General features: G+C 47.2%; 24 protein-coding genes and 1 riboswitch. Of the genes, 15 read left to right on the top strand and 9 right to left on the bottom strand.

What is annotated here, in order from left to right; translation table 11 throughout:
* The first annotated feature begins 561 nt into the window (after nucleotides 1-561).
* From KI659_RS15695 to KI659_RS18800, 4 genes are all read left to right on the top strand, one after another.
* Nucleotides 562-1191 (top strand): DUF2459 domain-containing protein, encoded by a 630-nt coding sequence (locus KI659_RS15695; RefSeq protein WP_213946321.1) that lies wholly within the window; start codon nucleotides 562-564, stop codon nucleotides 1189-1191.
* 353 nt (nucleotides 1192-1544) lie between these two features.
* Complete coding sequence (locus KI659_RS15700; RefSeq protein WP_213946322.1) at nucleotides 1545-2744, top strand: peroxiredoxin family protein; 1200 nt, start codon at nucleotides 1545-1547, stop codon at nucleotides 2742-2744.
* A 67-nt stretch (nucleotides 2745-2811) separates the two neighbouring features.
* A complete protein-coding gene (locus tag KI659_RS15705) occupies nucleotides 2812-3063 on the top strand; it encodes a type II toxin-antitoxin system Phd/YefM family antitoxin (RefSeq protein ID WP_213946323.1) in 252 nt (83 codons plus the stop codon).
* Between the two features lie 102 nt (nucleotides 3064-3165).
* Nucleotides 3166-3318 carry a Txe/YoeB family addiction module toxin gene (locus KI659_RS18800; RefSeq protein ID WP_317195981.1) on the top strand — a complete coding sequence of 51 codons (153 nt, stop codon included), beginning with the start codon at nucleotides 3166-3168 and terminating at the stop codon, nucleotides 3316-3318.
* A gap of 40 nt (nucleotides 3319-3358) precedes the next feature.
* Here KI659_RS18800 and KI659_RS15715 read toward each other — a convergent pair whose 3' ends face one another.
* The 3 genes from KI659_RS15715 to KI659_RS15725 all read right to left on the bottom strand — a co-directional run bounded on the left by KI659_RS15715 (nucleotide 3359) and on the right by KI659_RS15725 (nucleotide 5911).
* On the bottom strand, nucleotides 3359-3688 hold the full coding sequence (locus KI659_RS15715; protein ID WP_213946324.1) for a four-helix bundle copper-binding protein: 330 nt from the start codon (nucleotides 3686-3688) through the stop codon (nucleotides 3359-3361).
* A 360-nt stretch (nucleotides 3689-4048) separates the two neighbouring features.
* Nucleotides 4049-5350 carry a Na+/H+ antiporter NhaA gene (nhaA, locus tag KI659_RS15720; protein WP_213946325.1) on the bottom strand — a complete coding sequence of 434 codons (1302 nt, stop codon included), beginning with the start codon at nucleotides 5348-5350 and terminating at the stop codon, nucleotides 4049-4051.
* A 102-nt stretch (nucleotides 5351-5452) separates the two neighbouring features.
* Nucleotides 5453-5911, bottom strand: coding sequence for an ankyrin repeat domain-containing protein (locus tag KI659_RS15725; protein ID WP_213946326.1), 459 nt, complete (start codon nucleotides 5909-5911; stop codon nucleotides 5453-5455).
* A 182-nt stretch (nucleotides 5912-6093) separates the two neighbouring features.
* Here KI659_RS15725 and KI659_RS15730 point away from each other — a divergent pair, with 182 nt between their 5' ends.
* The 5 genes from KI659_RS15730 to KI659_RS15750 all read left to right on the top strand — a co-directional run bounded on the left by KI659_RS15730 (nucleotide 6094) and on the right by KI659_RS15750 (nucleotide 14650).
* On the top strand, nucleotides 6094-6492 hold the full coding sequence (locus KI659_RS15730; protein ID WP_213946327.1) for a hypothetical protein: 399 nt from the start codon (nucleotides 6094-6096) through the stop codon (nucleotides 6490-6492).
* A 59-nt stretch (nucleotides 6493-6551) separates the two neighbouring features.
* On the top strand, nucleotides 6552-10883 hold the full coding sequence (locus KI659_RS15735; RefSeq protein ID WP_213946328.1) for a CusA/CzcA family heavy metal efflux RND transporter: 4332 nt from the start codon (nucleotides 6552-6554) through the stop codon (nucleotides 10881-10883).
* Nucleotides 10880-12040 (top strand): efflux RND transporter periplasmic adaptor subunit, encoded by a 1161-nt coding sequence (locus KI659_RS15740; protein WP_213946329.1) that lies wholly within the window; start codon nucleotides 10880-10882, stop codon nucleotides 12038-12040. The genes KI659_RS15735 and KI659_RS15740 overlap by 4 nt, the downstream gene beginning before the upstream one ends.
* Before the next feature lie 137 nt (nucleotides 12041-12177).
* Nucleotides 12178-13182, top strand: a complete 1005-nt coding sequence (gap, locus tag KI659_RS15745; RefSeq protein ID WP_213946330.1) for a type I glyceraldehyde-3-phosphate dehydrogenase — start codon at nucleotides 12178-12180, stop codon at nucleotides 13180-13182.
* A gap of 71 nt (nucleotides 13183-13253) precedes the next feature.
* A riboswitch (Fluoride riboswitch) is annotated at nucleotides 13254-13322 on the top strand.
* Between the two features lie 26 nt (nucleotides 13323-13348).
* The gene (locus tag KI659_RS15750) at nucleotides 13349-14650 is read left to right on the top strand and encodes a voltage-gated chloride channel family protein (RefSeq protein ID WP_213946331.1); all 1302 of its coding nucleotides are present in this window, start codon (nucleotides 13349-13351) and stop codon (nucleotides 14648-14650) included.
* A gap of 57 nt (nucleotides 14651-14707) precedes the next feature.
* On the opposite strand, the gene KI659_RS15755 is transcribed toward KI659_RS15750, so the two are convergent.
* Together KI659_RS15755 and KI659_RS15760 are read right to left on the bottom strand one after the other, a co-directional pair.
* On the bottom strand, nucleotides 14708-15514 hold the full coding sequence (locus KI659_RS15755) for an ion transporter (RefSeq protein ID WP_213946332.1): 807 nt from the start codon (nucleotides 15512-15514) through the stop codon (nucleotides 14708-14710).
* 46 nt (nucleotides 15515-15560) lie between these two features.
* On the bottom strand, nucleotides 15561-16292 hold the full coding sequence (locus tag KI659_RS15760; RefSeq protein WP_213946333.1) for a class I SAM-dependent methyltransferase: 732 nt from the start codon (nucleotides 16290-16292) through the stop codon (nucleotides 15561-15563).
* Nucleotides 16293-16573: 281 nt separating this feature from the next.
* On the opposite strand from KI659_RS15760, the gene KI659_RS15765 reads away from it, so the two are divergent.
* Together KI659_RS15765 and KI659_RS15770 are read left to right on the top strand one after the other, a co-directional pair.
* Nucleotides 16574-18133, top strand: coding sequence for a SulP family inorganic anion transporter (locus tag KI659_RS15765; RefSeq protein ID WP_213946334.1), 1560 nt, complete (start codon nucleotides 16574-16576; stop codon nucleotides 18131-18133).
* A 90-nt stretch (nucleotides 18134-18223) separates the two neighbouring features.
* Nucleotides 18224-19759 (top strand): cryptochrome/photolyase family protein, encoded by a 1536-nt coding sequence (locus KI659_RS15770; RefSeq protein ID WP_213946335.1) that lies wholly within the window; start codon nucleotides 18224-18226, stop codon nucleotides 19757-19759.
* A gap of 105 nt (nucleotides 19760-19864) precedes the next feature.
* Here KI659_RS15770 and KI659_RS15775 read toward each other — a convergent pair whose 3' ends face one another.
* Nucleotides 19865-20074, bottom strand: coding sequence for a type II toxin-antitoxin system RelE/ParE family toxin (locus tag KI659_RS15775; RefSeq protein WP_213946336.1), 210 nt, complete (start codon nucleotides 20072-20074; stop codon nucleotides 19865-19867).
* The gene (locus KI659_RS15780; protein WP_213946337.1) at nucleotides 20062-20253 is read right to left on the bottom strand and encodes a hypothetical protein; all 192 of its coding nucleotides are present in this window, start codon (nucleotides 20251-20253) and stop codon (nucleotides 20062-20064) included. Before KI659_RS15780 ends, KI659_RS15775 begins: the two co-directional genes overlap by 13 nt.
* A gap of 168 nt (nucleotides 20254-20421) precedes the next feature.
* Between KI659_RS15780 and KI659_RS15785 the strand changes: the two genes are divergently transcribed.
* From KI659_RS15785 to arsB, 4 genes are all read left to right on the top strand, one after another.
* Nucleotides 20422-20754, top strand: a complete 333-nt coding sequence (locus tag KI659_RS15785; RefSeq protein WP_213946338.1) for an ArsR/SmtB family transcription factor — start codon at nucleotides 20422-20424, stop codon at nucleotides 20752-20754.
* A gap of 167 nt (nucleotides 20755-20921) precedes the next feature.
* Entirely contained in the window at nucleotides 20922-21455 is a 534-nt protein-coding gene (locus KI659_RS15790) for a DUF6428 family protein (RefSeq protein ID WP_213946339.1), read from the top strand.
* A gap of 205 nt (nucleotides 21456-21660) precedes the next feature.
* Nucleotides 21661-22365, top strand: coding sequence for a low molecular weight phosphatase family protein (locus KI659_RS15795; RefSeq protein ID WP_317195982.1), 705 nt, complete (start codon nucleotides 21661-21663; stop codon nucleotides 22363-22365).
* Nucleotides 22365-23417 carry an ACR3 family arsenite efflux transporter gene (gene arsB, locus KI659_RS15800; RefSeq protein WP_213946340.1) on the top strand — a complete coding sequence of 351 codons (1053 nt, stop codon included), beginning with the start codon at nucleotides 22365-22367 and terminating at the stop codon, nucleotides 23415-23417. Before KI659_RS15795 ends, arsB begins: the two co-directional genes overlap by 1 nt.
* A 378-nt stretch (nucleotides 23418-23795) precedes the next feature.
* Here the strand turns inward: arsB and KI659_RS15805 are convergent, their stop codons facing one another.
* Together KI659_RS15805 and KI659_RS15810 are read right to left on the bottom strand one after the other, a co-directional pair.
* Nucleotides 23796-24365 (bottom strand): hypothetical protein, encoded by a 570-nt coding sequence (locus KI659_RS15805; RefSeq protein ID WP_213946341.1) that lies wholly within the window; start codon nucleotides 24363-24365, stop codon nucleotides 23796-23798.
* A 66-nt stretch (nucleotides 24366-24431) separates the two neighbouring features.
* Nucleotides 24432-25841 carry a hypothetical protein gene (locus KI659_RS15810; RefSeq protein WP_213946342.1) on the bottom strand — a complete coding sequence of 470 codons (1410 nt, stop codon included), beginning with the start codon at nucleotides 25839-25841 and terminating at the stop codon, nucleotides 24432-24434.
* Nucleotides 25842-25857: the final 16 nt, after the last annotated feature.

Genomic DNA, 25857 nt, shown 5'->3' on the forward strand with positions numbered 1-25857 from the left:
CTTGAAAACGGAAAGTACCTAGCCTCCCGACTTTTTGGTGCCGGAGATAAAGTTGCCTCAAAGGTTTTGAAGGGGTTTGAACTGGATTTGGAGGAGTTTTTTAAGGATATGGATTAGAGGTAGTACCACGTACCAGGTACCAGGTACCATGTATTTCCAGCTTCAGAGGTTGGTTAGTGGCTCTCTTAACGCTGTCTCCGCATCTCTGTTCACGCCGTTTAGGAGGTTATTTCCCGGCGCTATCGCGCAGCGGGAGGTTTAGGGGTTTAGGCGCAAAGCAACGCACTCCAAATCCCTAAACTCCTAAACAATCCCGCACCGCATAGCTGCGCTATAGGCGGTGCGGGATTGTTTAGGAGTTTAGCCAGCCCGCACCGCATAGCTGCGCTATAGGCGGTGCGGGATTGTTTAGGAGTTTAGCCAGCCCGCACCGCATAGCTGCGCTATAGGCGGTGCGGGATTGTTTAGGAGTTTAGCCATCCCGCACCGCATATAGCGCAGCTATGCGGTGCGGGATGGCTAAACTCCTAAACAGCCAGGTCCCTCACAGGTTTATAAGGAATGATCACAAAACGATACCTGATATTCACCCTGTTATCCTTTACCTGCTTTCAGCTACTTGCTGAACAGGATAAATACACGATCTATGTCAGTAGCATTAGCTGGCATACCGGGTTGGTGATTCCAGGGGAAGTTTTGCCTGACAGCATTTGGAGGGAGGGGCATGAGTATGGCGAGGCGGAGTATTTAGAAATTGGTTGGGGGGATGCGGATTTTTACCCCAGTGAAGGTTTTAATCTTTGGTATGCATTTAAAGCCGTGTTTTGGCCCACCAGGTCGGTCCTGCACATTAAACCTATTGCCCGAAATCCTGAAAACCACTACTACAACACCAATGTTGTCAAAATAGAATTAAATAAAGAACAGATGGAGACGCTGGTTCAATTTTTGGTCAGGGAGCTTAACCTGGATGAAAGCGGCCAAATTATCCCTTCCACACAGGGGCTTTATTCGGACAGTCACTTTTACGAGGGAAGCAGCAGGTATTATTTCCCAAACAACTCCAACGTCTGGGTAGCCCGAGCCATCCGCCACGCCGGCTTCCCCCTGCGCCCCCTCTGGCTGCAAACCACCGGAATGGTACTGAATAAAGTAGAGGATTTCGGTACCTTGGTGGTGGAAAAAGATTAGATGTGTGGGTTAGGAGGTTATTTCTGAATTGGCGCTGCGCGCATTCAGAAGTTTAGGGGTTTAGCGCAAAGCGACGCAACCATACAACCTTCCAGGTCTTCCTGATTTTTCATTAGACCTGGAAGATTTTTTTACCGTGTTTTCACTTCATAACTTCATTATTCATCATTCAGCGTTCATCATTCATTATTTCCGATAACGTGGCTGCACCGTGAATCACTTTGTACTTAAAAACTAAACTCCTAAACAATGCCGTACCGCATATAGCGCAGCTATGCGGTACGGGATGACTAAACCCCTAAACCAATCCATCAATTTTCTTACCTTTGCCCCAATAATTACCCAAAACTATCATGATTAATAAGTATTTCCCCCTTTCCCTACTGAGCATTTTCTTCTTTTCCTGCGAGCAAGAGCAGGAGCAAACAAATGAAATCCCACAGGGAAGATACAGGGCGGCCATTGAGCTTCAGGGGCAGGAAGTGCCTTTTTTTATAGAGTTTGATGGAGATGAAAACAACCTTCAGGCCTACATTCTCAACAGCGACGAGCGACTGGAAACCGACGCCAGCATCAATGGGGATTCCGTGATTTTGGAAATGAACGTTTTTGATGCCAGCCTGAGAGGAAAGTTCGAAAATGGAAAGATAAACGGTGAATGGGTGAAGCACTACGTTGATAACTACCGGGCACCCTTTACCGCTAATCAGTCTGATAGCAATCCCCGGTTCAGCACTGACGGGGAAGCTGAGCATGATTTTTCCGGCAGGTGGGAAACTTATTTCAACCTGGGTAACGGCGACCCAAGACCGGCGGTCGGAAAATTCACCCAAGAGGGAAGCAGCCTTCAGGGAAGTTTTGCTCTGCCTTCTGGCGACTTCCGCTACCTGGAAGGCAACGTGGACGGGAACACTTTTTACCTAAGCACTTTTAACGGCGAGGAAGCCAAGCTATTTATCGGTGAGCTAGATGAAAACGGCAAGGTTACTGGCAAGTACTTCAATGGCCTGACAGGCAACTATTCTTTTACTGCTACAAGAAATGAAGGTTTCAACCTACCTGATAAGGACCGGGAGGTTGCCAGTGAAACGATTGATTTCACTTATCCTGACCTAGATGGCAATGATGTGTCCCTCAGCGACTATAGAGGTAAGCCTGTGCTGGTACAGATCTTCGGCAGTTGGTGTCCAAACTGCATGGATGAAACCAAATATATGGGTGAGTGGTATGAGGAAAACAAGGATAAAGTTGAAATTGTGGCTCTTGCCTTTGAGAAAAAAGACGATTTCGATTATGCCAAAAACAGGGTTCAAAAATCCAGTGAGAGGCTAGGAGCCAATTATCCCTTCCTAATCGCCGGCCAGGAAAAGGATTTAAAAGCAGCCTTCCCCCAAGTTGAAGGCCCCTTATACTTCCCCTCCATGCTCTACGTCGATAGCGAGGGCAGGCTGGTAGACGTTCACACAGGTTTCAACGGCCCCAGTACGGGAGAGCTTTTTGAAGAATGGAAAAAAGAGCATGATGAAAAGGTAGAAAAATTGGTGAAAGGATAGTTTGGCAATTGAACTCAACAGTTTGAAAGGCAGTTGCTTTTAAGAGATGAATTATTTATTTTCAATTATGGAAACCACGTCATATACAAACTTCAAACAGCATCTCAAGTCTTTCTTGGATAAGGTGTTTAATACGAATTCCCCATTGTATATTAATCGCAACAATGGTGAAGATGTAGTAGTGATTTCAAAAGCCGAATATGAAAGTATGCAGGAAACCTTTCACTTGTTAAAAAGCCCAGAAAATGCCAAAAGATTATTGGAAGGTATTGAAGAGTATAAAAAAGGAGGAGGAACAGAACGAAATCTACTGGAATAGTGAGAGTGATTTTTTTGACTCAAGGGTGGAACGATTATTTATATTGGCAGAAAACCGATAAAAAGACGCTCAAAAAAAATCAATCTTTAAATTAAAGAAATCATGAGGCAACCTTTCGAAGGAACTGGCAAGCCCGAACCTTTGAAACACGATTTAAGTGGTTGGTGGTCGAGAAGGATTAATTTAGAGGATAGGCTGGTATATAAGGTTGATCCCGATTCAGTTGTAATTCTTCAATGCAGATATCATTACTAAAAAAGCCCTCCAGTTTAACACTGAAGGGCTTTTTTAAAATTTATACCTGCGCGGTCTGATAGCTTTTACAAGCTTCCACACATTCGCGGCAGGCCTTGGCGCATTGCTTGCAATGGTCATGGTCATGCTTTTCACATTCCGCAGCACACTCGTTGCAGATCTCAATGCATTCTTTTATTAAGTGCTGGGCATGCCTGGATCCGGAGGCTACAAAGCTTGCCGTTAGTTGACAGATCTTGGCACAATCCCTATCTGTCTTGATGCAGGCTACCATATGCTGTACATTGTCCTCACTCAGGCAACTGTCCATACAATGCTCGCACGCAGCAGCACAGACAGCTAATTTTTGGATTAAATCTTGGTGGTTCATGATTACAGTAAGTTAAAGTGTTATAGGATAACATTTTAACCTACCGTATTTGTAAAGGTTTTTACAAATTTTTGAAAAAGGTTAATAACTCACCCCCCCATTTCCATTTAGCTCCTCAGAGCCTACTAATCCCTTCGTGCAACTTCTATTGAACTTTGTGACCATTTCTTTTTCTCCTTTCCATCCAACACACCTTTGCGCCTTCGAGTCTTCGTGGCCAATCCAAAACTTTAATCCCTTAGTGCGACTTCATTGGAACTTTCCCGATTCGCTACGCTACTCGGGACAGGCTGTGCCATTTTGAGACCATGTCTCCCAACACATCTTTGCGCCTTCGGGTCTTCGTGGCTAAAACTACACTTAAGCCTTCTTCAACAATACCACTCCAACCGTACCTGACACCACTGAGGCCAACAGAATACCATATTTGGATTGGTCGATGAGTTCATTGCTGTCAAAGGCAAGGGCCGTGATGAACAGGGACATGGTGAAGCCTACTCCGGCCAACCCTGCGATACCGGCAATGTGCATCCAGTTCATTCCCCGTGGAAGCTGGGCAACTTTGGCCTTGACCAGTACCCATACAAAGGACAGCACCCCTACCAATTTCCCCAGGGTAAGTCCAAAGAACACACCTATACTTACCGGGTTCATCAATTCGGAAAAGAAGTTTTCCCCAACCTCAACCCCGGCGTTGGAAAGGGCAAACAAGGGGATCACCACAAAGGTGACTATCGGATGCAGGGCCCCTTCAATTTTCTGCAAGGGAGTCTGCGCATCCCTTGAGATCACTTTTATCTTTTCTATGATCCTATGCTGCTTAGGGGTCATTAGTGGCCCTCGGATAGGAATCTGCTTATCAAACTTGTAGAGCAGGTAATTAATGGATCTGGAGTATAGGGACTCGTTCACCCTGGTTCTGGCAGGAATGGCAAAAGCCACCAACACCCCGGCAATCGTGGCATGCACCCCAGAAAGCAGGAAGGCCAACCAAACCCCTCCTATACCTATCACGGCATAGAAAATGGTGTTCCTCACCCCCATGAGATTGGCCCCCACCAGAATGGAAAGCAATCCCAAGCCGCTGAAAAGGCTGAAAAAGGAAAGGTCGGAACTATAGAAAAAGGCAATTACCAATACAGCTCCCAAATCATCCACGGTAGCCAATGCCACTAGAAAGACCTTTGCGGTCAATGGCACCTTCTTACCGGCAAGCGACATCAATGCCAGGGCAAAGACAATATCGGTGGCCATAGGGATACCCCATCCACTCATGGTGGGCTCACCTTGGTTGATAAATACGTAAATCAATGCAGGAAAAACCATCCCCCCAGCTGCGGCAGCCATGGGAAGAACGGCCTTTTTTATGGTCGAGAGCTCTCCGGCGATTATTTCCCGCTTGAGCTCCAGTCCCACCACAAAAAAGAACATGGCCATCAAGCCGTCATTTACCCAGTGGTGAAGGGAATAGGAAAGAATATTGTCGGCAAAGCCGATACTAAAATAGGTATGCCAGATATGATGATAAGAATCCCTCCACGGTGAATTTGCCCAAATCAAAGCCAGAATGACCGCCAGAAAGAGGGCAATCCCCCCGGAATTGTCATAGTGGATAAATCTATTTATGGGCCTGATCGTCTTGTCGAGTAGGGTCTTCTTCATAGCACGTCCTTATTTTCTCACAGGCAAAAATATAAAAATAAGGGCGGTTTCAAGGGAAACTAAAAATATATTGAAACATGATTAATGTCATAGGAAAGCTATTTATCGCACCATTTCGGCTAATTCCTCCAGTCCCTGCATTTTAGCATGTACATAAGCAGTGTTGCCCCTGCCGTCTACCACATGTTTGTCGGCCCCATGGGCAAGAAGCAACTTTATCAGAGCTTCATGGCCAAAAGTTGCCGCATAGATCAAGGCTGTGGCTCCCTGGTAATTCTGTGCATTGACATCCGCACCAGCTTTTATGAGCATTTCACCCATTTCGGTGTAACCTTTAAAGCAGACTCCCATCAAGGCCGTATTGCCAGCCACATCCCTGGCCTCCACATCAGCCCCCAGCTCCACAAGCAGTTTTGCCGTGCCAGCCTGCCCATTATATGTAGCCAAAATCAAAGGGGGAAACCCTTTCTCATTAGGCTTTTCCAAAAAGGAAGGGTCATTTTTTATAATGTCCTTTATTTGCTCATCTTTTCCTTGTCTGATCAAATCGAAAAAATCCATGTTGCTTGTCTTTAGTAATGTGCTTGCTATTAAATCCTATTTATAATCTTTTTGAGACGGAAGATTGAACACCGAAGACTGAAAACTCCGAGAATTTTCTCTAGCCCGTTCTGACATGGGTATAACCATCTTATGGGCGGTTTGTTGATTTTTTTAAAAAATCCGTACATTTACTAACCTAAATGAAATCCTTCGCCTACATAGTCCTGCTCAGCCTGATTTCGGTCAAAGCCTTTTTGCCGAACATGGATCTGTGCTGCGATCTCCATCGAATTCCCGCCTTTTTCGACCACTATCAGGTCCACAAGGTGCAGTATGGGGATACCTTCTGGGAATTTGTCGAAGGCCATTATTTCTACAATGACGACGATTACGAATTCGTCGCCGAAGACCCCGACCATGCCAACCTTCCTTTCCGGGAAAGCCACCAGAGCCTGAACCACTGGGTGTTCTATGCCCCATCCGAATCCATTGCACTTACAGAACCGGCTTTTCCGCCTGCGGCAAAACTGGGCTTCCATAGGCCCGGACTACTGGCAACCGCCGACATTTCCCCCTTCCAGCCTCCCCGGATTTCCTGATTTGATATTCAGGCCAAGTTCCCTTTGGCCCAAATCTTCTTATCAGTAAATCTATTCCCATGATTCATCAAATCATCGCTTTTTCCGTCAGGAACAAGCTACTCATTGGTTTGTTGACCGTCGCATGGATCATAGCCGGTGTCTATAGCCTTACCCAGGTGCCTATGGATGCCGTCCCCGATGTGACCAACAACCAGGTACAGATCATCACTCAGGCGCCCAATCTAGGCACCGAGGATATCGAACAGTTCATTACGTACCCCATCGAAATCGCCCTGTCCAACCTCCCCGACGTGGTGGAGATAAGGTCCATTTCCCGCTTTGGCCTTTCGCTGGTCACCGTGGTTTTTGAAGACCGCATGGGTACCTATCTGCCCCGGCAGCTCATCAGCGAGAAGCTCGAAGAGGTCCGTCGGCAGATTCCCGAAGGTTTTGGCGACATGGAAATGGGGCCCATTTCCACCGGACTGGGCGAAATCTACCAGTATAGCCTGGAGGTGGACCCTGAATACCGCGACCGCTACGATCTCACCGAACTGCGCACCATACAGGACTGGATCATTACCCGGCAGATGGCTATGGTGCCCGGCGTGATCGAAGTCAACTCCTTTGGGGGCAACATCAAGCAATACGAAGTGGCCATTGACCCCGACGATCTGAGGAGCCACGGCGTGACCATTGCAGACGTATTTTCGGCTTTGGAAGCCAACAACCAAAATACCGGGGGGGCCTACATCGAGAAAAACCACATGGCCAACTTCATCCGGGGCGAGGGACTCATCCGCTCCGTGGAGGATATCGAAGACATCTGGCTCCCTACCGACCGGGACATTCCGTTACAGATCAAAGATGTGGCTGAGGTGCGTTTCGGATCGGCTGTACGCTACGGGGCCTTCACCCAAAACGGCCAGGGAGAAGCCGTAGGTGGTATCATCTTCATGCTCAAGGGAGCCAACTCCAACCAGGTGATCGGGGATGTAAAAGAGCGCATGGCACAGATTCAGCAAAGCCTGCCTCCTGGGGTCCACATCAGCCCTTTCCTGGACCGTAGCCAGCTGATCCAAGAAACTACCGGCACCATCAAAACCAACCTGACCGAAGGCGCCCTGATTGTCGTTTTTGTGCTGGTATTCCTACTGGGCAATTGGCGTGGCGGACTCATCGTGGCCTCCACCATCCCCCTTTCCCTGCTTTTTGCTTTCATCATGATGAACGTATTCGACGTCTGGGCCAACCTGATGAGCTTGGGCGCCATTGACTTCGGAATCATCGTGGACGGAGCGGTGATCATCGTGGAAGGCTCGGTCTTTTTCATGCACCAGCGCATAGGCCAAGGACAGGTATTGAACCAGGCCAGCCGTGACCGTACCGTTTTGAAGGCTTCCAGCAAGATGATGAATGCAGCCTTTTTTGGACAGCTGATCATCCTGATTGTATTCTTGCCCATCCTGTTTTTGGAAGGCATTGAAGGCAAAATGTTCCAGCCCATGGCCCTCACGTTCATGTTTGCCATGCTGGGAGCCATGATCCTCTGCCTGACCTATGTGCCCATGGTGTCTGCCCTTTTTCTGAAGGTCAAAGAAAAAGAGGGGCACACCTGGGGGGACAAAGTGGTTTATTGGACTGAACGTAACTATGGTCAATTGCTGGATAAGGTCTTGACAAAGGGCAATGTTGTATTGGCCTCAGCAACTTTACTTTTGGGCTTGGCAGTTTTTACCTTCACCCGGATGGGCGGGGAATTCATCCCCCAGCTCGACGAGGGGGATATTGCCTTTCACATCCTGATGCGGCCTGGCAGTACACTGGAAGAAGGCATTGCCAAATGCACCGAAATTGAGCAATTGCTACTGGACAATTTTCCTGAAATCGAAAAAGTCCTCTCCCGCTTTGGCGTAGCCGAAGTACCCACCGACCCCATGCCTATGGACATGGCGGATTGCTTCATCATCCTCAAACCCAAAAGCGATTGGGTATCTGCCTCCAACAAGGAAGAACTCATCGAAAAGATCGAGGAGGTGCTCGAAGAGGTCACTGGGATCAACCTGGAATTTTCCCAACCCATAGAGATGCGATTCAACGAGCTGATTTCCGGTGTCCGCGAGGATGTGGCCATCAAGCTATACGGGGAAGATCTGGAAATCCTGGCTGCCAAAGCCGCTGAAATCGGCAGGATAGTGGAGAACATCCCCGGGGTCGCCGATCTCAAAGTGGAAGCCACCTCCGGCCTGCCCCAGATCAGCGTGCAGTACGACCGCGGCCAGCTCGCCCGCTATGGCGTAAACGTGCGGGAGATCAACCAGGCCATCTCCTCGGCCTTTGCAGGAGGAAAAGCAGGGGTGGTTTTCGAGGGGGAAAGACGCTTCGACCTTGTCCTGAGACTGGATGCCGCCAAAAGACAAGAACTGGCCGACATTGAGGATCTTTTTATACCTACCGCCTCAGGAGGCCAAGTACCACTCACCCAACTGGCGTCCATCTCCTATCAGGACGGTCCCATGCAGATCAGCCGCGACGATACCCAGCGGAGGACCTACGTGGGCATCAATGTCCGGGGCCGTGATATCCAGTCGCTGGTACAGGAAATCGACGAAAGGCTCAAGCAGCGCCTGGAACTGCCTCCCGGATATTTTATCCGATATGGAGGGGCTTTTGAAAACCTCGAACGCGCCACCGCAAGACTCAAACTGGTAGTGCCCATTGCCCTGGCCCTGATCTTTCTCCTGATCTATCTGGCTTTGGGTTCCTTCAAGCAGACAGCCGTGATCTATGTGGCCATCCCAATGGCAGCCATTGGCGGAGTCTTTTCCCTTTGGCTACGGGACATGCCCTTCAGCATCTCAGCGGGCGTGGGCTTTATTGTGCTTTTCGGCGTGGCGGTGTTAAACGGACTGGTATTGATCAGTTCCTGGAATGAGTTGAAAAAAGAGAGCGACCTGGATCTGGAAACCCGGATCCGAATAGGCGCCAAACGCAGAATCCGACCCATCATGTTGACAGCTTTGACCGATATTCTGGGCTTTCTGCCCATGGCACTTTCCCGCTCTGCCGGGGCCGAGGTGCAGCAGCCCCTGGCCACCGTGGTGATCGGTGGGATGGTGACCGCCACCTTGCTTACCCTGTTTATCCTGCCTATTCTTTATAGGTGGACAGAATCCGGTCCAGCCCTTCCGGGAAAAAGAACGGCCCTAGGATGTGTATTGGCCCTTTTGGCATTTAGCCTGCCGGCCAAGGCACAGCAGGTAAACCCGATTTCAATGGAGCAGGCCATCCAACGGGCCTTGGAGAATTATCCCCAACTGGAAGCGGCCAAGATGCAGGTGCAACAGGAAGAGGCGCTCAAAAAGACCGCCTGGGACTTGGGTACCACCACCCTGTTTACCGCCGGCGATGAGGTGAGCCGTCCTGATGAAAACGTAGGGGTAATCACCCCGATCGGAATCAGCCAACAGGACATCAACATCTTCGGCATCAGCCCTACCCTCAATGCCCAAAAGCAGCGGATCGCCCTTTCGGAAATTGAGCTCAACCTCACCGAACTGGAGATCCGGAGGGAAGTGCAACTGGCCTATGCCGATGCATTGGTCAAGCAGGGATATCTGCAGCTATTTACCGAATTGGATTCCCTTTATGAAGGCTTTGAAAAGGCCGCAAAGGTCCGTTTGGAAGTCCAGGACATTTCCCGATTGGCTTACCTTGCAGCGCAAAACCAGTACAAACAGATGAAGCTGAAAAAGGAAAACGCCCGCTTTGACTATGCGGAATCCCTGATCAGACTGAATCTCTGGCTTTTTGGTGAAAACTTGTTCACGCCTCACGGCAGCGATGGTTTTTATGAAAAGCCATTGCATTTGGAAGAGGACCTTTCCGGGCACCCTTTGCTCCGGCGCGCTGAGGGATCGGTAATGCTGGCCGAGGCCGAAAGGCGAAGGGCCCAGTCGGCGTATTTGCCCAAGCTGCAGGCCCTCTATGGCCCCCAAACGGTGGGCGGACAGCCATCCTTTTACCAATATCAGTTTGGCTTGACCATGCCGCTTTTCTTCCTGCCCCAAAAAGGCCGGGTGGAAGCAGCCCGCCTGGAAAGCAGAATTGCACAGCAAAGCAGCCTGCAGACCCAACTGGAAATCAGCAACCAGGTGGCCCGGCTGGAGCAGCAGTACCGAAAGTGGCTTTCCTCTTGGCTTTTCTTCAAAAATGAAACCCTCCCACTGGCCCGGGAACAGCGCCGCGGGGCCCTATTAGCGTTCCGAGAGGGTGAAATTGATTATGTCTTTATGATCCAATCGCTTAACGAATCACTGCAAACAGAGCTTCAAGCCCAAGAGGCCTTGAGCAACCTGATGCAGGCCCGCTACGAATTGGAATACTTTATTAACCCGGATTTGAAATGAAAAAATACACCTATATACTATTGGCTCTCAGCTTTTGTCTGGCCTGCGAAAACCGCTCCGCTGATATAGACCACCATGACGATGACATGGAGGAAGTTACCGAAGTGACCTTTACTGCAAGGCAGGTCGAAAGGCTGCAGATCGAAACAGGTCCCATGGTAAAAAGGCCAATCAGTTCCAGCATATCGGTAAATGGCATCCTGGAAGTCCCGCCCCAGCATGAGGCCATCATCACCAGCATCGTCAACGCCCACGTCAGCGGCATCACCCTAATCGAGGGGGACAGGGTCAAAAAAGGACAGGTACTGGCCTACCTCAGCCATCCGGACATCATCCGCCTGCAGAGCGATTACCTGGACACCTACCACCGACTTGCCTTGGCCGAGCAGGAACTCAACCGCCAACAGCGCCTGATGGAGGAAGAAGTCGGTGCCGGCAAAACCCTGCAGCAAACCCAGGCCAATTATAGAGGTCTACAGGCTACTTTGAGCAGCAAGGAAGGGCAGTTGCGGCTTTTGGGTATCTCTACCAAGCAGGTTCAGGAAGGCAATCTGGCAGACAGAGTCGCCATCCGAAGTCCCCTGGACGGTTCCATCACGGCCGTACACGTGAAAAATGGCCAGTCCGTACAACCGGAAACAGCCCTCATGGAACTCATTAATACCGATCACATTCATATCAAATTATTGGTTTATGAAAAGGACATTTCCCGCATACAGATCGGCCAAGAGGTAAGCTTCCGCCTGCGCAATGGTGATCGGGACCGCAAAGCGGAAGTCTTCAGCATCAGCCAGAAATTTGAGCAGGACAGCAGGGCCCTGCAGGTGCACGCCGAGATTGAAGGAGAACATGAGGGGCTGGTGCCGGGCATGTACGTGAAGGCCCAGATCATTGCCGCCGGGGACTCGGCCCTGGCCCTACCCGATGCGGCCTTGGTAAGGGAAGGCGAGATGCATTACATCTTCGAAAAACTGGAAGACGCGGGCGGCTCACTCAGTTTCAAGGCTGTGCCGGTGGAAACCTTAGGCAGTTTTGGCGGATGGACTGGTGTTCGGCTAGAGGAAGCAGATGCTGCCCCCAACCGCCATTTTGCCCTAAACAATGGCTACCACATCTGGTCGGAAATGAAAAAGGGGGAAGTGGAGGATGATCATTAACGGTTAATTTACATTAATAGGCCTATTTTTGCTTATCGGTAAAATAAGCTGTAAATTCATGGCTTCTTGACAGCTACCCTCTTGGGAAACCTGTCACAAGCCTATTAACCTTTATATATTTTAAACTTAACCAAACTATGACAAAAATTAAAGTCGGTATCAACGGATTTGGCCGTATTGGTCGCTTAGTGTTCAGAGCTGCCCAGCAGCGTGATGATATCCAGATCGTAGGAATCAATGACCTTATCGATGTGGACTATATAGCTTATATGCTTAAATACGACTCCACCCACGGTCAATTTGACGGTGAAATCGAAGTCAAAGACGGTAAGTTGGTAGTCAACGGAAACGAAATCCGCGTAACTGCTGAGAAAAACCCGGCCGACCTCAAATGGGGCGATGTTGGTGCTGAATACATTGTGGAATCAACTGGTTTGTTCCTTACTAAAGATTCCGCAAAAGGCCACATCGAAGCCGGTGCCAAAAAAGTAATCATGTCGGCCCCATCAAAGGATGACACGCCGATGTTTGTAATGGGTGTAAACGAAAGTTCTTATACCCCCGATATGCAATTTGTATCAAACGCTTCCTGTACCACAAACTGTCTTGCTCCGATCGCCAAGGTATTGCACGACACTTGGGGCATTGAAGAAGGATTGATGACCACTGTTCATGCTACTACTGCTACGCAGAAAACCGTTGACGGACCTTCTGCCAAAGACTGGAGAGGCGGACGTGGTGCCGGACAAAACATCATCCCTTCCTCCACTGGTGCTGCTAAGGCCGTTGGTAAAGTTATCCCTGACCTTAACGGTAAACTAACCGGTATGGCCTTCAGAGTTCCTACTCCAAACGTTTCTGTAGTGGACTTGACCGTTAGACTATCCAAGCCTGCTTCTTACGAGGAAATCTGTGCAAAAATGAAGGAAATGTCTGAAGGTGAACTGAAGGGAATCCTGGGTTACACGGAAGACCAGGTGGTATCCAACGACTTCATCGGTGATGCAAGAACTTCCATCTTTGACGCTGGTGCCGGAATTCAACTTTCCGACAAATTTGTCAAAGTAGTGAGCTGGTATGACAACGAGTGGGGCTATTCAAGCAAAGTTGTTGACTTGCTAGCCTACATCGCCAACAAGTAATAAAGCAGGGAAAAGGAAAGGGTTAAACCTCTAACCTTTTCCCTTTTACTTCTAACTTCAAACCACTTCGTACTTCCAAAGGTGATGGGGTACCACCTTTAACCGCCCAATTAATTGGTGCTGATGACTCCTACTTCAACTTAAATTAACCTAAGCATTTTCTCCAATGTTGAAGAGGATCATTGAACAACTGCGTCTAAAGCAGTTTTTGCAGCTTGAATTTCTGCCGAGTTTACTTTTTACTTCCAAATGGCTAATCATTGCCACAGCAGTCGGTTTGTTGGCAGGCGCTGCATCTGCAATCTTTCTTATTTCACTCAAATGGGCTACCAATTACAGAGAAGCCAATATTTGGCTGATTGCCTTGTTACCTTTAGGGGGATTAATAATTGGCTGGGTTTACCATAAATTTGGAGAATCCGTGGTCAAGGGCAACAACCAACTACTGGAAGAATTCTACAATCCCTTGAAGGTAATCCCGCTCCGAATGGCCCCATTGGTACTTTTCGGAACTGTGGCTACCCACCTCTTTGGAGGCTCCGCTGGCCGAGAGGGCACAGCAGTGCAGATGGGAGGCGCCATAGCCGACCAGTTTACCAAATGGTTTAAACTTACCGCCCAGGACCGAAAAACTTTAATCACTATTGGTGTGGCCGCGGGATTTGCCTCAGTATTCGGCACCCCACTTGCGGGGGCCATATTTGCTCTGGAATGGTTGGTGATAGGCAGGATTCGATATGAGTCCATACTCCCCGCTTTTTTGGGAGCCTATGTGGCCGATTATACCTGTGCGCAGCTTTTTGAAGTACATCATACAGCTTATATCATTCCCTACATTCCGGAAATCAACCTCATCAACACCCTTTGGATCATTCCGGCGGGCATCTGTTTTGGATTGGCAGGGAGGCTTTTTGCCAAGGCCACCCATTTTTGGAGCCAGCTTTTCGGCAAATTTATCGACTACCCACCCTTACGTCCTGTTATCGGCGGGGTGCTGGTAGCAGCCACAGTCTTCGCCATCGGCACCACCAAATATATAGGGTTGGGAATCCCCACCATTGTGGATGCCTTCAATGAAAACCTACCTTGGTATGATTTCCTGGCCAAAATTGGTTTCACATCCCTCACTCTAGGGGCAGGCTTCAAAGGCGGAGAAGTAACGCCGCTTTTTTACACTGGTGCCACTTTGGGCAATGCCTTATCGGGCATAATCCCGCTTCCGATGGCTTTATTGGCTGGAATGGGTTTCGTGGGGGTCTTCAGCGGAGCCACCAATACACCGTTGGCCTGCACACTCATGGGCATCGAACTCTTTGGTGCACAATCTGGCGTATATGTGGGATTAGCATGTGTGGTTGCCTATATTTTCAGCGGACATGCGGGGATCTACAACAGCCAGATCATCGGCTCACCCAAGCATAGGCGGTTTGAAGGGTTTAAGGGAAAGAATCTAGGGAAAATTAAGTAGATCTAGGAAGAAACGCGCTTCTTCAAAAGCTTTGCGGTTCCAAATACCGACCATTAACTACAATTTAGTCCCACAATACTTGCAGTGATAAGCGTCTCTGTCGTGGTTTTGGGCATGGCAATTTTGGCATTCGACCAGCTCCTCCCCTTTTCTCTTATACATTTGGGCCGACATTTCGGCGGTCACAATACCAGTGGGCACGGCTATGATCCCATAGCCAAGTAGCATGATAAAGGATGACATGAATTTACCCAATGGAGTGAGGGGAATTATATCTCCATAACCCACAGTAGTTAAGGTCACAATAGCCCAATACATAGATGTGGGAATGCTCGTATAACCAGCCTCCGGACCTTCGACCAGATACATGACAGTTCCCATGACCAATACAATGGTCACCACTGAACCTATGAAAATCTGGATCTTTCTTCTGCTGGCCCATAAGGCCTCCTGAAGCAGGGATGCCTCCATCATATAGCGCCCAAGCTTGAGCACCCTCAAAACCCGTAGCAAACGAAGCGCCCTTACCACCACCAAGAACTGAGTATCCACAATCACCAAACTTAAAAAGGCAGGTAGAATGGCCAAGAAGTCAACAATGCCATAAAAACTGAACACATACCCAGCTATCCTACGGGTGAGATAGAGCCTAAGCAAGTACTCAATGGTGAAAAGCACTGTAAAAACCCACTCCAGAGTGTAAAAAAGGTCTCCGTAGACCAGCCTATAACTCGCCACCGAATCCAGCAAAGCCACCGCCACACTTCCCAAAATCAAGATCAGCAACACCACATCAAAAGCCTTGGAGGCAGCATCATCCGATTCAAAAACTATGTGGGCAAGTCTGGATTTGGTCAGTTTCATTTAAAAAAGGCGGTTTGAAACTGAAATATATAAATTTTAGCTGGTTTTATTTTTCCATATGGAGGCAGAAATAGCTTTTGGTGAAATAAGAGCCCACTTTATTTGAAATCAACACCTTTCCCACCTTGCCAAGCCGGTTAATCGACGACCAGGTGATTTTGGGGTTTTTGAAACCCGCAAACCCCATCAGTTGGGCCCAGATATTGGGCGACTGATGCTTTTCCCATTCGATTTTAGGAACAAAGGGGTTCCTAATATTTAAGAGATGAAAGAAATTATGGTTGGAACAATCACAGGCGATGACTTTACCTCCCGGGTTAGTCAAGGCATATATCTGTTCAAAGATCTTCAGGTATTTTTTCTGGCTTTCCTCATTTTCAAGCAAATCCACACAAGCAGGTTCATCAAGGTGGTTAATTGAATTATGCATCAAGATGATATCAAATTTCTCCTTGGCACCCAAGTCCTGAAGCATCACTTGTCTCAACTCAACATTTTCATACCCAAGCTTTACCTTCAATTCATTGAATTTTGTGACCACATTCGAAGAGCTTCCATCACTCTCCGGCTCAAGGCAAACCACTTTTGAAGCCCCCTTATGAGCGGCATAGAAGCTATACAAACCTTTTCCCCCACCAATGTCCAATACCGATTTACCTTTTAAATCAATCCCATCAAAAACAAAATTCAAATGGAACTTCAGCCGGGATTCACTTGCAAAGAGTTTTTCTTCCACAGCCAACTCAAAAAAGCCTACTTTTTCTGCTGCCTCATTCATAACCACAATTTTTAAAATGAAAAACAATCAAAACCGACTACAGAACACCCCCTGTTAATCAGATAATTAAGTTAACAAATTGAGCAAACAATTAAAAATCCACCTTGCTATACTTGTATTTAATTTTACTTTTGCCATCCTATTATGAAAAATCCAATTCTTTACAAACCCACCCCCACTCCACCCTGAGTTAATCAGGAGCCACTTTTTCATTTCCCTTTGATTTCTATCCTTGGGCATAACTTGTATTTCCATTACTTATAAATAAAAATAATTCTGTCATGACACAGATGTTAATCAATCTTTTTCGTCCCAAGCAGGCGAATCTCAAAGATGAAGTTTTATCGGGACTCACCGTAGCCCTAGCCTTAGTGCCCGAAGCGGTGGCATTTTCTCTTATAGCCGGAGTAAGCCCCTTAATTGGACTTTACACTGCCTTTATCATCGGGCTTATAACCTCCATTTTGGGAGGGCGACCAGGCATGATTTCAGGTGCCACAGGTGCCATCGCCGTAGTAGTAGTTGCATTGGTTGCCACCCATGGGGTGGAGTACCTTTTTGCAGCTGTGGTGTTGATGGGACTGATCCAAGTTTTGGTCGGGGTGTTGAAGCTAGGCAAGCTTATCCGTCTAGTACCTCACCCTGTGATGTTCGGGTTTGTCAATGGCTTGGCCATCGTGATATTCATGGCTCAATTTGACCAATTTAAAGTGGAAGTGGCCCCGGGAATGACAGAGTGGATGAGGGGAACACAGCTGCATTTAACCCTTGGCCTTGTTGTTTTGACAATGATAATTATCAAATTTCTCCCAAAGCTGACAAAAGCCATTCCTTCCGCTCTTGCCGCAATTATAATAGTATCGCTGCTGGTCATTTTTGGGGGAATAAATGTAAGAACTGTCGGGGATATCGCCTCCATTTCGGGTGGGCTGCCGGAGTTTCACCTTCCCTTGGTCCCTCTTAATTGGGATACTTTTATGATCATCCTTCCCTATTCAGCAATTATGGCCGGCGTAGGTTTGATTGAAAGTCTTTTGACTCTGTCCTTGATAGACGAAATCACCGAAACCCGGGGAAGCGGAAATAGGGAATGCATTGGCCAGGGTGTGGCCAATATTACCACTGGCTTTTTTGGGGGAATGGGTGGCTGCGCCATGATTGGACAGTCCCTCATCAACGTGAATGCGGGAGGCAGAAACAGAATTTCCGGGATTGTGGCTTCCGTCGGTCTTTTGATGTTCATCCTGTTTCTTTCCACCTATATAGAAATGATGCCCATGCCCGCTTTGGTGGGGCTGATGTTTATGGTGGCTATCGGCACCTTTGAGTGGGCTTCCCTGAAAGTGTTCCGCAAAGTGCCTTTCCACGATGTGTTGGTCATGATCGTAGTGACGCTGGTAACAGTGTTTTTGCACAATTTAGCCCTTGCCGTATTGGTCGGAGTGATCATTTCCGCATTGGTCTTTGCCTGGCAAAATGCGAAGATGATCCGAGCAAGAAAACGTGTCGATGAAAAAGGGGTGAAGCATTACGAGATTTTTGGACCGCTGTTTTTCGCATCTGCACTCAAGTTTGGAGAAAAATTTGACCCCGTCAATGATCCAGAAGAGATCATCATAGATTTCCAGGAAAGCCGAATCGTGGACCACTCTGGAATAGATGCCATCAACAAAATAACGGAACGTTATGAAAAGCTGGGCAAGACGGTTTACATCCGCCATCTGGACACCAGCAGCAGAACCTTGCTGGCCAAGGCAGACAAAATAATAAACGTCAATTTCACCGATGATGACCCCAGCTACAAGATAGTGGAGCGGGAAAGGGAGAAAGTTGAGGATTAATTATTATGAAAACCACTGGAGGAGACCCAGTGGTTTTTTTGTGTGAAAGAAAACAAAAATCCTACACAGCCGCTTTTCTTAAAAAACCACATGCCCCAAACCCTCCGACTTATTTTAGGCGACCAGCTCAACCACAAGCATTCCTGGTTTGCCAAAACCGACGACAGCATCCTTTATGTGATGATGGAAATGAAGCAGGAAACCGGCTATGTGATGCATCATGTCCAAAAAATTACGGCCTTCTTTCTGGCCATGCGGGAATTTGCTGGGTGGCTTGAGGAACGGGGACATCAGGTCCTGTACCTCAAACTGGATGATTCAAAAAACAAGCAAAGCTTACCGGAAAACCTTTCAGGCCTTATAGATGTAAATGAAATTCAGAAGTTCCAGTACCTGCTCCCTGACGAGTATAGGTTAGATAAGCAGCTTAAATCTTTTTGCAAGGATTTGAAAATCGAATCACAAGCCTATGACACCGAGCATTTTTTTACACAAAGGGAGGAAATGGCTGATTTCTTTAAGGGGAAAAAGAGTTTCCTCATGGAGACTTTTTATCGCCATATGCGCAAAAAGCATGAAGTCTTGATGGATGGAGGTGAGCCCGAGGGCGGAAAATGGAATTATGACCAGCTCAACAGAAAAAAGCTTACCGACCCATCTCTGCTTCAGCCTCCGAAGCGTTTCCGCAAAAACATACAGGATGTTTTAGATATGCTGGAAAAAATGGAGGTCAAGCATTTTGGGGAAATTGATCCCGAAAACTTTGCCTGGGCTATTAGCAGGGCAGAAGGGCTTAAAGTGTTGAATTATTTTTGTGAGGAGTTGCTTCCCAATTTTGGAACTTTCCAGGATGCCATGCACACCGAGCACGCTTTTCTTTTCCATTCCAGATTAAGTTTTTTGATGAATTCTAAATTGCTTAGCCCCAAGGAGGTGATCGATAAGGTAATCGAAGCCTATCATCAGGCAAAGGGTAAAATCGAAATCAGTCAGGTAGAGGGCTTTATCCGCCAGATTCTGGGTTGGCGGGAATTTATGCGGGGCGTCTATTGGGCCAAGATGCCCGATTACGCCAAACTGAACAAACTCAACCACCGACGCAGCCTCCCCAAATGGTACTGGAGCGGGGACACCAAGATGAACTGTCTCAGGCATGCCATAAGCCAAAGCCTCACCCATGCCTATGCCCATCATATACAGCGCCTGATGATCACGGGCAATTTTGCCCTATTGGCCAATGTCCATCCCAATGAGGTGGATGAATGGTATCTGGGCATATACATTGACGCCATCGAATGGGTGGAAATCCCCAACACCCGCGGCATGAGCCAGTTTGCCGACGGCGGCATCGTGGGCACCAAACCCTACGTCTCCAGCGCCAATTACATCGCCAAGATGAGCAACTACTGCAAAGGCTGCCATTACTCCAAAAGCAAAAAGGTAGGGGAAAAAGCATGTCCTTTCAACAGCCTTTACTGGAATTTCTATGATAGGCATAGGGCGCTGTTCGAAAACAACCAACGAGTCAACATGATGTACAGGATCTGGGACAAAAAACCTGCAGAGGAGAGAACGGCCATTTTGGAGCAGGCGGAGGAGTATTTGAAATCACTAGATCAGCTTTAATACGACCTAGCTTTTCTTAAATACAGGATTGTTTCCAAGAAGTCTTTTACAATGATGAACTGTTAATATATCTACTTGATGGTCAGAAATTATTTTGTAAATCACTCAATAGTTATCAACAATAATTTCCCGAACATCTTCACTAAGAAATTCGGGAACGGTCCTCCCAACTTTAATATGGGAATTGAGAGACTCTTCTACTGCAAAAAATTTGAGAACTTGTTTTTGAGCTGCTTTAAATGAATCTTTTTCTATAAAGGAAGCAATCTCTTCAATGTCTAACAAAGCATTTTCGGTCCAAGTTATTTTAACCATTTAGATAATTTTGCCTTTGCCTCTTCTGCTGTATAAGTATTTTCAGCATCCGAATCTTTTAGCCCCTTCTCTATTTTATTAATCAACATGAGACGATCTACCAATTCTTCTATAAAAAAATTTTCAGGCATCCCCTCTAACGCGAGCATCAAACTCTCCTTGCTTATTATTTCGGTCATGATATCAAGTTAATGAATGTATCTAATCAAAACAATGAGGACATATTAATTAATTCCATCCCATAGGAGCCCTTTTATAAATTGTTACACATTCACAAACAAAAATCAAAACCATGATTTGGCAAGAACGTTTATTCATCGTAATATTGCAATATAAATATACTCACTATGGGAATCACCAAAACAGATCTCTTCTCAACTGATCAAAACGAACTGGCGGCAGTGGCAAAGGTATTTGCCCACCCGGCCCGGATTGCCATCATCCAGCACCTGCTCAAAGCAAACAGCTGCATCAACGGTGATCTGGTGCAGGAACTAGGACTCGCACAGGCCACCATCAGCCAGCACCTGCGGGAATTGAAAAACTGCGGCATCATCCAAGGCACCATAGAGGGCGTCTCGGTCAGCTACTGCATCAACCCCATCCGCTGGACCGAAATCCAAAACCTGTTCAACGGACTATTCGATCAATTTGAAAATAAAGAAAATCAATGTTGCTAAACAAAGGGACACAGAGTTGCACCGAGTTTGAAAAAGAGTTTCTCAGAGTAGAAAAATTCCCATATTCCGCCGCGAAGAAGCCTCTGTGAAACTCCGTGTTAAACTCCGCGAAACCCTGCCTGCGCAGGCAGGTCTGTGCCCCCTTTAAACCCTCAACTCATAAATCCATGAAAACCTCACAATTCACACACATCCTCGAGTCCAATCCAGAGACTCCACTTTATTTTGAATACTTGCCCGGCCAATACGCCAGACCGGATTTCCACATCACCGAAATCAAAAACGTCATCTTCGACACGGTGGACTGCGGCGGGAAAAGAAACCAGTGGGAAGAAACGCACGTGCAGCTTTGGGAAAATGAAATCCCAGAGCCCAATCACCGGGTGGACACCACAAAGGCGCTAAAAATCTTCCAGTTGGTAGACTCCGTAAGGCCTACCTTCCAGGACACCGAAATCAAAATCGAATATGGTAACAGCCAGTTTCCGGCTACTACCCTCCCCATTAGTGACGTGTTGGTATCAAAGGACAAAATCATCGTACAGTTGATCACCCAAAACACTACCTGCAAGGCAAAGGACAGGGCCACCACCCCAGAGGAAAAAGCCGCCGCCTGCTGTGGCCCAGCCAACGTAAAACCAAAAATCAGACTCTCCCAACTCCAGGACAACACCTGCGAACCTGGAGGAGGATGCTGCTAATCAAACGCTCGTCATTTCGAGGCTCTATATTTTGCAAACACACCAAGTGCTATGACGTTTTGATTTCTCGCGGCGGCGCTGCGAAAATCGCTGCGAGAACTTTTACACGTCATTAGTACCGACCGTAGGGAGTGAAGAAATCTCTTAGGAATTAGAGCCGTATTCAGACCACTACTAATAACGGGGAATAAAATAACCACAGAACTTGTCCCGAGAGCAGAGCGAATCGGGACAGGCTGAGGTGACGATGAATTACATCCGACATCCGACATTCGACATTTCGACATCAAACATACTTATGAACCTATACCCAAAACTCCAATCCTTCATCAACCAACTCCCCTCCCAAACCATCCCATCGGAGCGCAAAGAGTATCTTCAGGCTTTAATTGACTATATCCAAACCAAACTGGATGCTGGCAAGCCCATACGGCTTAATTTTATCTGTACCCACAACTCCAGAAGAAGCCAGTTTTCCCAAATATGGGCACAGTTGGCCGCTGACCTTCACGGCATCGACGCAGACTGCTTTTCCGGTGGAGTCGAGGTTACCGCCTTCAATGAAAGAGCTGTGGAATCCATGAAAAGAACGGGCTTCAAGGTTACCAAAAACGGGGATAGCAACCCAAAATACTACCTTTTCTACTCCGATGATGCCAATCCAATCGTGGCCTTTTCAAAGCTCTATGATGAAATAGGTAGCGATCCCTACGCTGCAGTAATGACATGTTCCCATGCAGATGAGAACTGTCCTTTCATCCCTGCAGCAGAAGTCAGGATACCGGTAAGGTATGAGGATCCCAAGGCTTTTGATGACACCGCCCAAGAAGCGGAAAAATACGATGAGCGATCCCTTCAGATTGCTTCCGAGATGTTCCATGTTTTCTCCCAAGTAAAAGTTAAAGCCTAATGCCTCAAGTAAAGAAAATTGCCTTTTTCGAAAAATACCTGACCGTATGGGTGGCCCTGTGTATCATTGGGGGAATAGCCATCGGACACTTTGCCGGCGAAAGTATGGAGGTTATGAGTCGCTGGGAAATTTACAATGTTAACATCCCCATCGCCATCCTGATCTGGATGATGATCTATCCCATGATGCTGCAGGTGGATTTTCGCAGTATCCAAAAGGTAGGCAAAGCACCAAAGGGACTGATCTGGACGGTAATCATCAACTGGCTGATCAAACCTTTTACAATGGCCTTCTTTGCCTGGCTGTTTTTCACCAACCTGTATGAAGCCTACATTCAACCCGAGGTGGCAAGTGAGTATATTGCCGGTGCTATCCTGCTGGGTGCGGCTCCCTGTACAGCCATGGTGTTTGTATGGTCTTACCTGAGTGATGGGGACCCAAATTACACCTTGGTACAAGTTTCCGTTAATGACCTGATCCTGCTAATTGCATTTGTACCCTTGGTAGGCTTGCTACTGGGTATCACAGATGTGGAGATCCCTTATGGCACACTGGCTACATCAGTGGTAGTGTTTGTAGTGATACCGCTTATAGCCGGGGTGCTGACTCAGAAAACCATGATTGAGAAAAAAGGAGAAGCATGGTTCAAAAATCAATTTATGCCTAAGCTGAGACCAATCAGTATAGCAGCATTGTTGTTTACCTTGGTCCTGATTTTTGCCTTCCAAGGACCAAATATCTTGGACAACCCCATCGTAATCTTGCTGATTGCAGTTCCCCTGACTATTCAGACTTATTTTATATTCTTCCTGGCCTGGTATGGCGGCAAGTGGCTAAAACTACCTTATGCGGTTTGCTCCCCATCGGCCATGATCGGGGCTTCCAACTTCTTTGAGTTGGCCGTAGCCGTAGCCATTGCCCTCTTTGGCCTCAACAGCCCGGCTGCCTTGGTGACTGTGGTAGGGGTACTGGTGGAAGTCCCGGTAATGCTCTCTTTGGTGGCCTTTGCCAACAGCAACCGCTTCGGCATACAAGTCGGGCAGAAGGCTTAATAAGTAACCCATAACCGTTCCGCCCCAGCGGAACAATAAACCATAACCTATAAACAAGAAGCAGGCTCGCATCACTGCGAGCCTGCCAAACCTTATACAAAAAGTAAACTGCAATTATCAAAAAAATATCTTTGATACCGTTTACAATCTTTATTCCTTTTATGACTTGTCACCGTTAAACCATTGGAACAAAACAGTATAATTCTGAGAAAGAGTTGTTAATACAGATGAAAGGTAGAAAAAAAATTAAACAACCAAAAATAGACATGAACTTTTCCTCTTTTGAAATGAACGTTATAGTAATAAAATTAGCCCCATAAAACTTTTTTTATGGGGCTAAATACAAAATCTTGGGGAAATAAAAATTTAAGAAATTTTTTAATCATTTGAACTCAACTGTGATTTCATTTTCCAAACCCTATCATCCACATCATAAACCACATACAGGTCTGGAAACTCAATATATTCTTCTTTTCCGGAATTCTGTGGAAAATAAGGGGCCAGGTCCTTTTCGCGGATCATCATGGAAAACAGCATCAGGCTTTTGTTACGCAATTCTTCTTCCTCAAACTTCCACGTTCTAAAAACCTCCTCATAATATTCCAATTCGCCAATTTGATTTCTTTTCATTTTCACCCCAGTGGCCACTTTCTTTACCTTTAGCGATGGGGCAACGCGGCTGACCATAAAATACTCATAGCCATCGGCATCCTTATGATAAGCATCTAGGGTAAAGTCTTTTGCCAATTGGGAATAATAATGATCAAACCTTTCTTCAAACTTATTTTCGTGAGTACCCTTTTTAGGCAAATGCCCAATGTACCGGATGGTTGTCAAAATGATCTCATCCTGCTCCTTGGGAGTCAGTTGATACTTGGCCTCATAGCGGGAGGACTTGGCGCATCCGGCCAGCATGATCACTATGAAAATAAACACTGAAATTCGCATGGAATATAGGTTTTGAAAGTTGAAAGAAAACCATGTCCCGGCTAACCCGGAAGCATGGTAGATTGATTATTTATTAAGGTAATCGATATTCAATGGGTTAAACTCAGCCCATCCGTCAGTCCAGTCAGTAGCACCGAATGCTCCTACAAACTCCACATTCTCAAAGAATGAAGACCTGTTGGCTTCGTTGAACTTAGCGTTGCTGAAATCAGCTCCAGAAGCCAAAGAACCACCAGAAATCAAGGAGAAATCCGGGTTGTTTGGATAAGTTTGGAAGGTATATCTGGCAAAGAAGTTTTCAGGTCGCAAGCCATAGCCTCTGTAGAAATCCTCTTCGGCACCCGCTTCAGGTAAGGTCACGGTAGTATTGGCAGCCTCCCAAATTCTCTGTACATCCGCCACATCAGCACCACCACCCGCAGCATAGTTTGCGTTCGGGTTGATTAGAATATTGTTAGCCAAAACACCGTTGCCTGCATCGTATTGCTGGGTTACAGAAGCAGTGTTGAATCTAAGACCTGTTGGGAAACCTGTCAAAACAGTATTGAAAATACTCACTGCAGTTCTTCTTCTCATATCCATAGCGTGGAAGTTGTTTCCGGAAATAGATCTGCCGACTCTGTCTCTAGGACCGTAAACCGTCACGTTAGAGAAAGTACCCGTAGTGTAAGGCTGCACGTCGTTGTCATTTGGACCGTTGTCGGTTTCAAAGGCGTTTGACTGAGACTGATCAGCAAAGAATGGGTTTCTCACCACCAAAGCATACTGTACGTTTCCAGAGTAACCATAATCAACGTCCAAATCATCATCCCAAGTAGAGTGTGAAATGAAATAACGGCCATTTACCGTACCGCCAAACCACTCAAAACCATCATCTCCACCAAAGGAAACCATCAAGTGCTCCATGAAAGTACCACGGCCCACACCACCCATGGTGATGGAGTTGGTCTCGTTGTTGGGAGTAAGTTCGATACCGGCATATTCCACTCGCAGGTACTCGTACTCTCCAGAATTGTCGTCATCCTCGTTACCGCCAAAAACAACAGCAGGATCAATACCTTCAATCTCCGGATCCACCTGGTTGGTGCTGGCACGGCCCAAAATCACCAAGCCACCCCAGTCACCCCTATCACGCTCACCCACTTCCTGCGCAGAAGTCATGACGATAGGAGCCTGCGCAGTTCCCCTGGCGATTAATTTGCCTCCACGGTCTACAATCAACGTCGCTCTAGATCTTTTCTCACCATAGATGATTGTTCCAGGCTCGATAGTTACCGTTTGGCCATCCCTCACGAAAACTTGTCCTTTCAGCAAGTACTGCTGATCGGCTGTCAACGTACGGGTAGTCAAATCTCCTTCCAGAGCAACCAAGTTGTTTTCTGGATCAACGACATTGACTGGGTCAACATCTTCGGAGCAGGCAGCGGCAAAACCCATCAGGGCAGCCATTGCGGCAATTCTAAAATTTGCTTTCATTTTTAGATAGTTAATT

Source organism: Litoribacter ruber (genome assembly GCF_018449405.1).
GTDB classification, from domain to species: Bacteria; Bacteroidota; Bacteroidia; order Cytophagales; family Cyclobacteriaceae; genus Litoribacter; species Litoribacter ruber.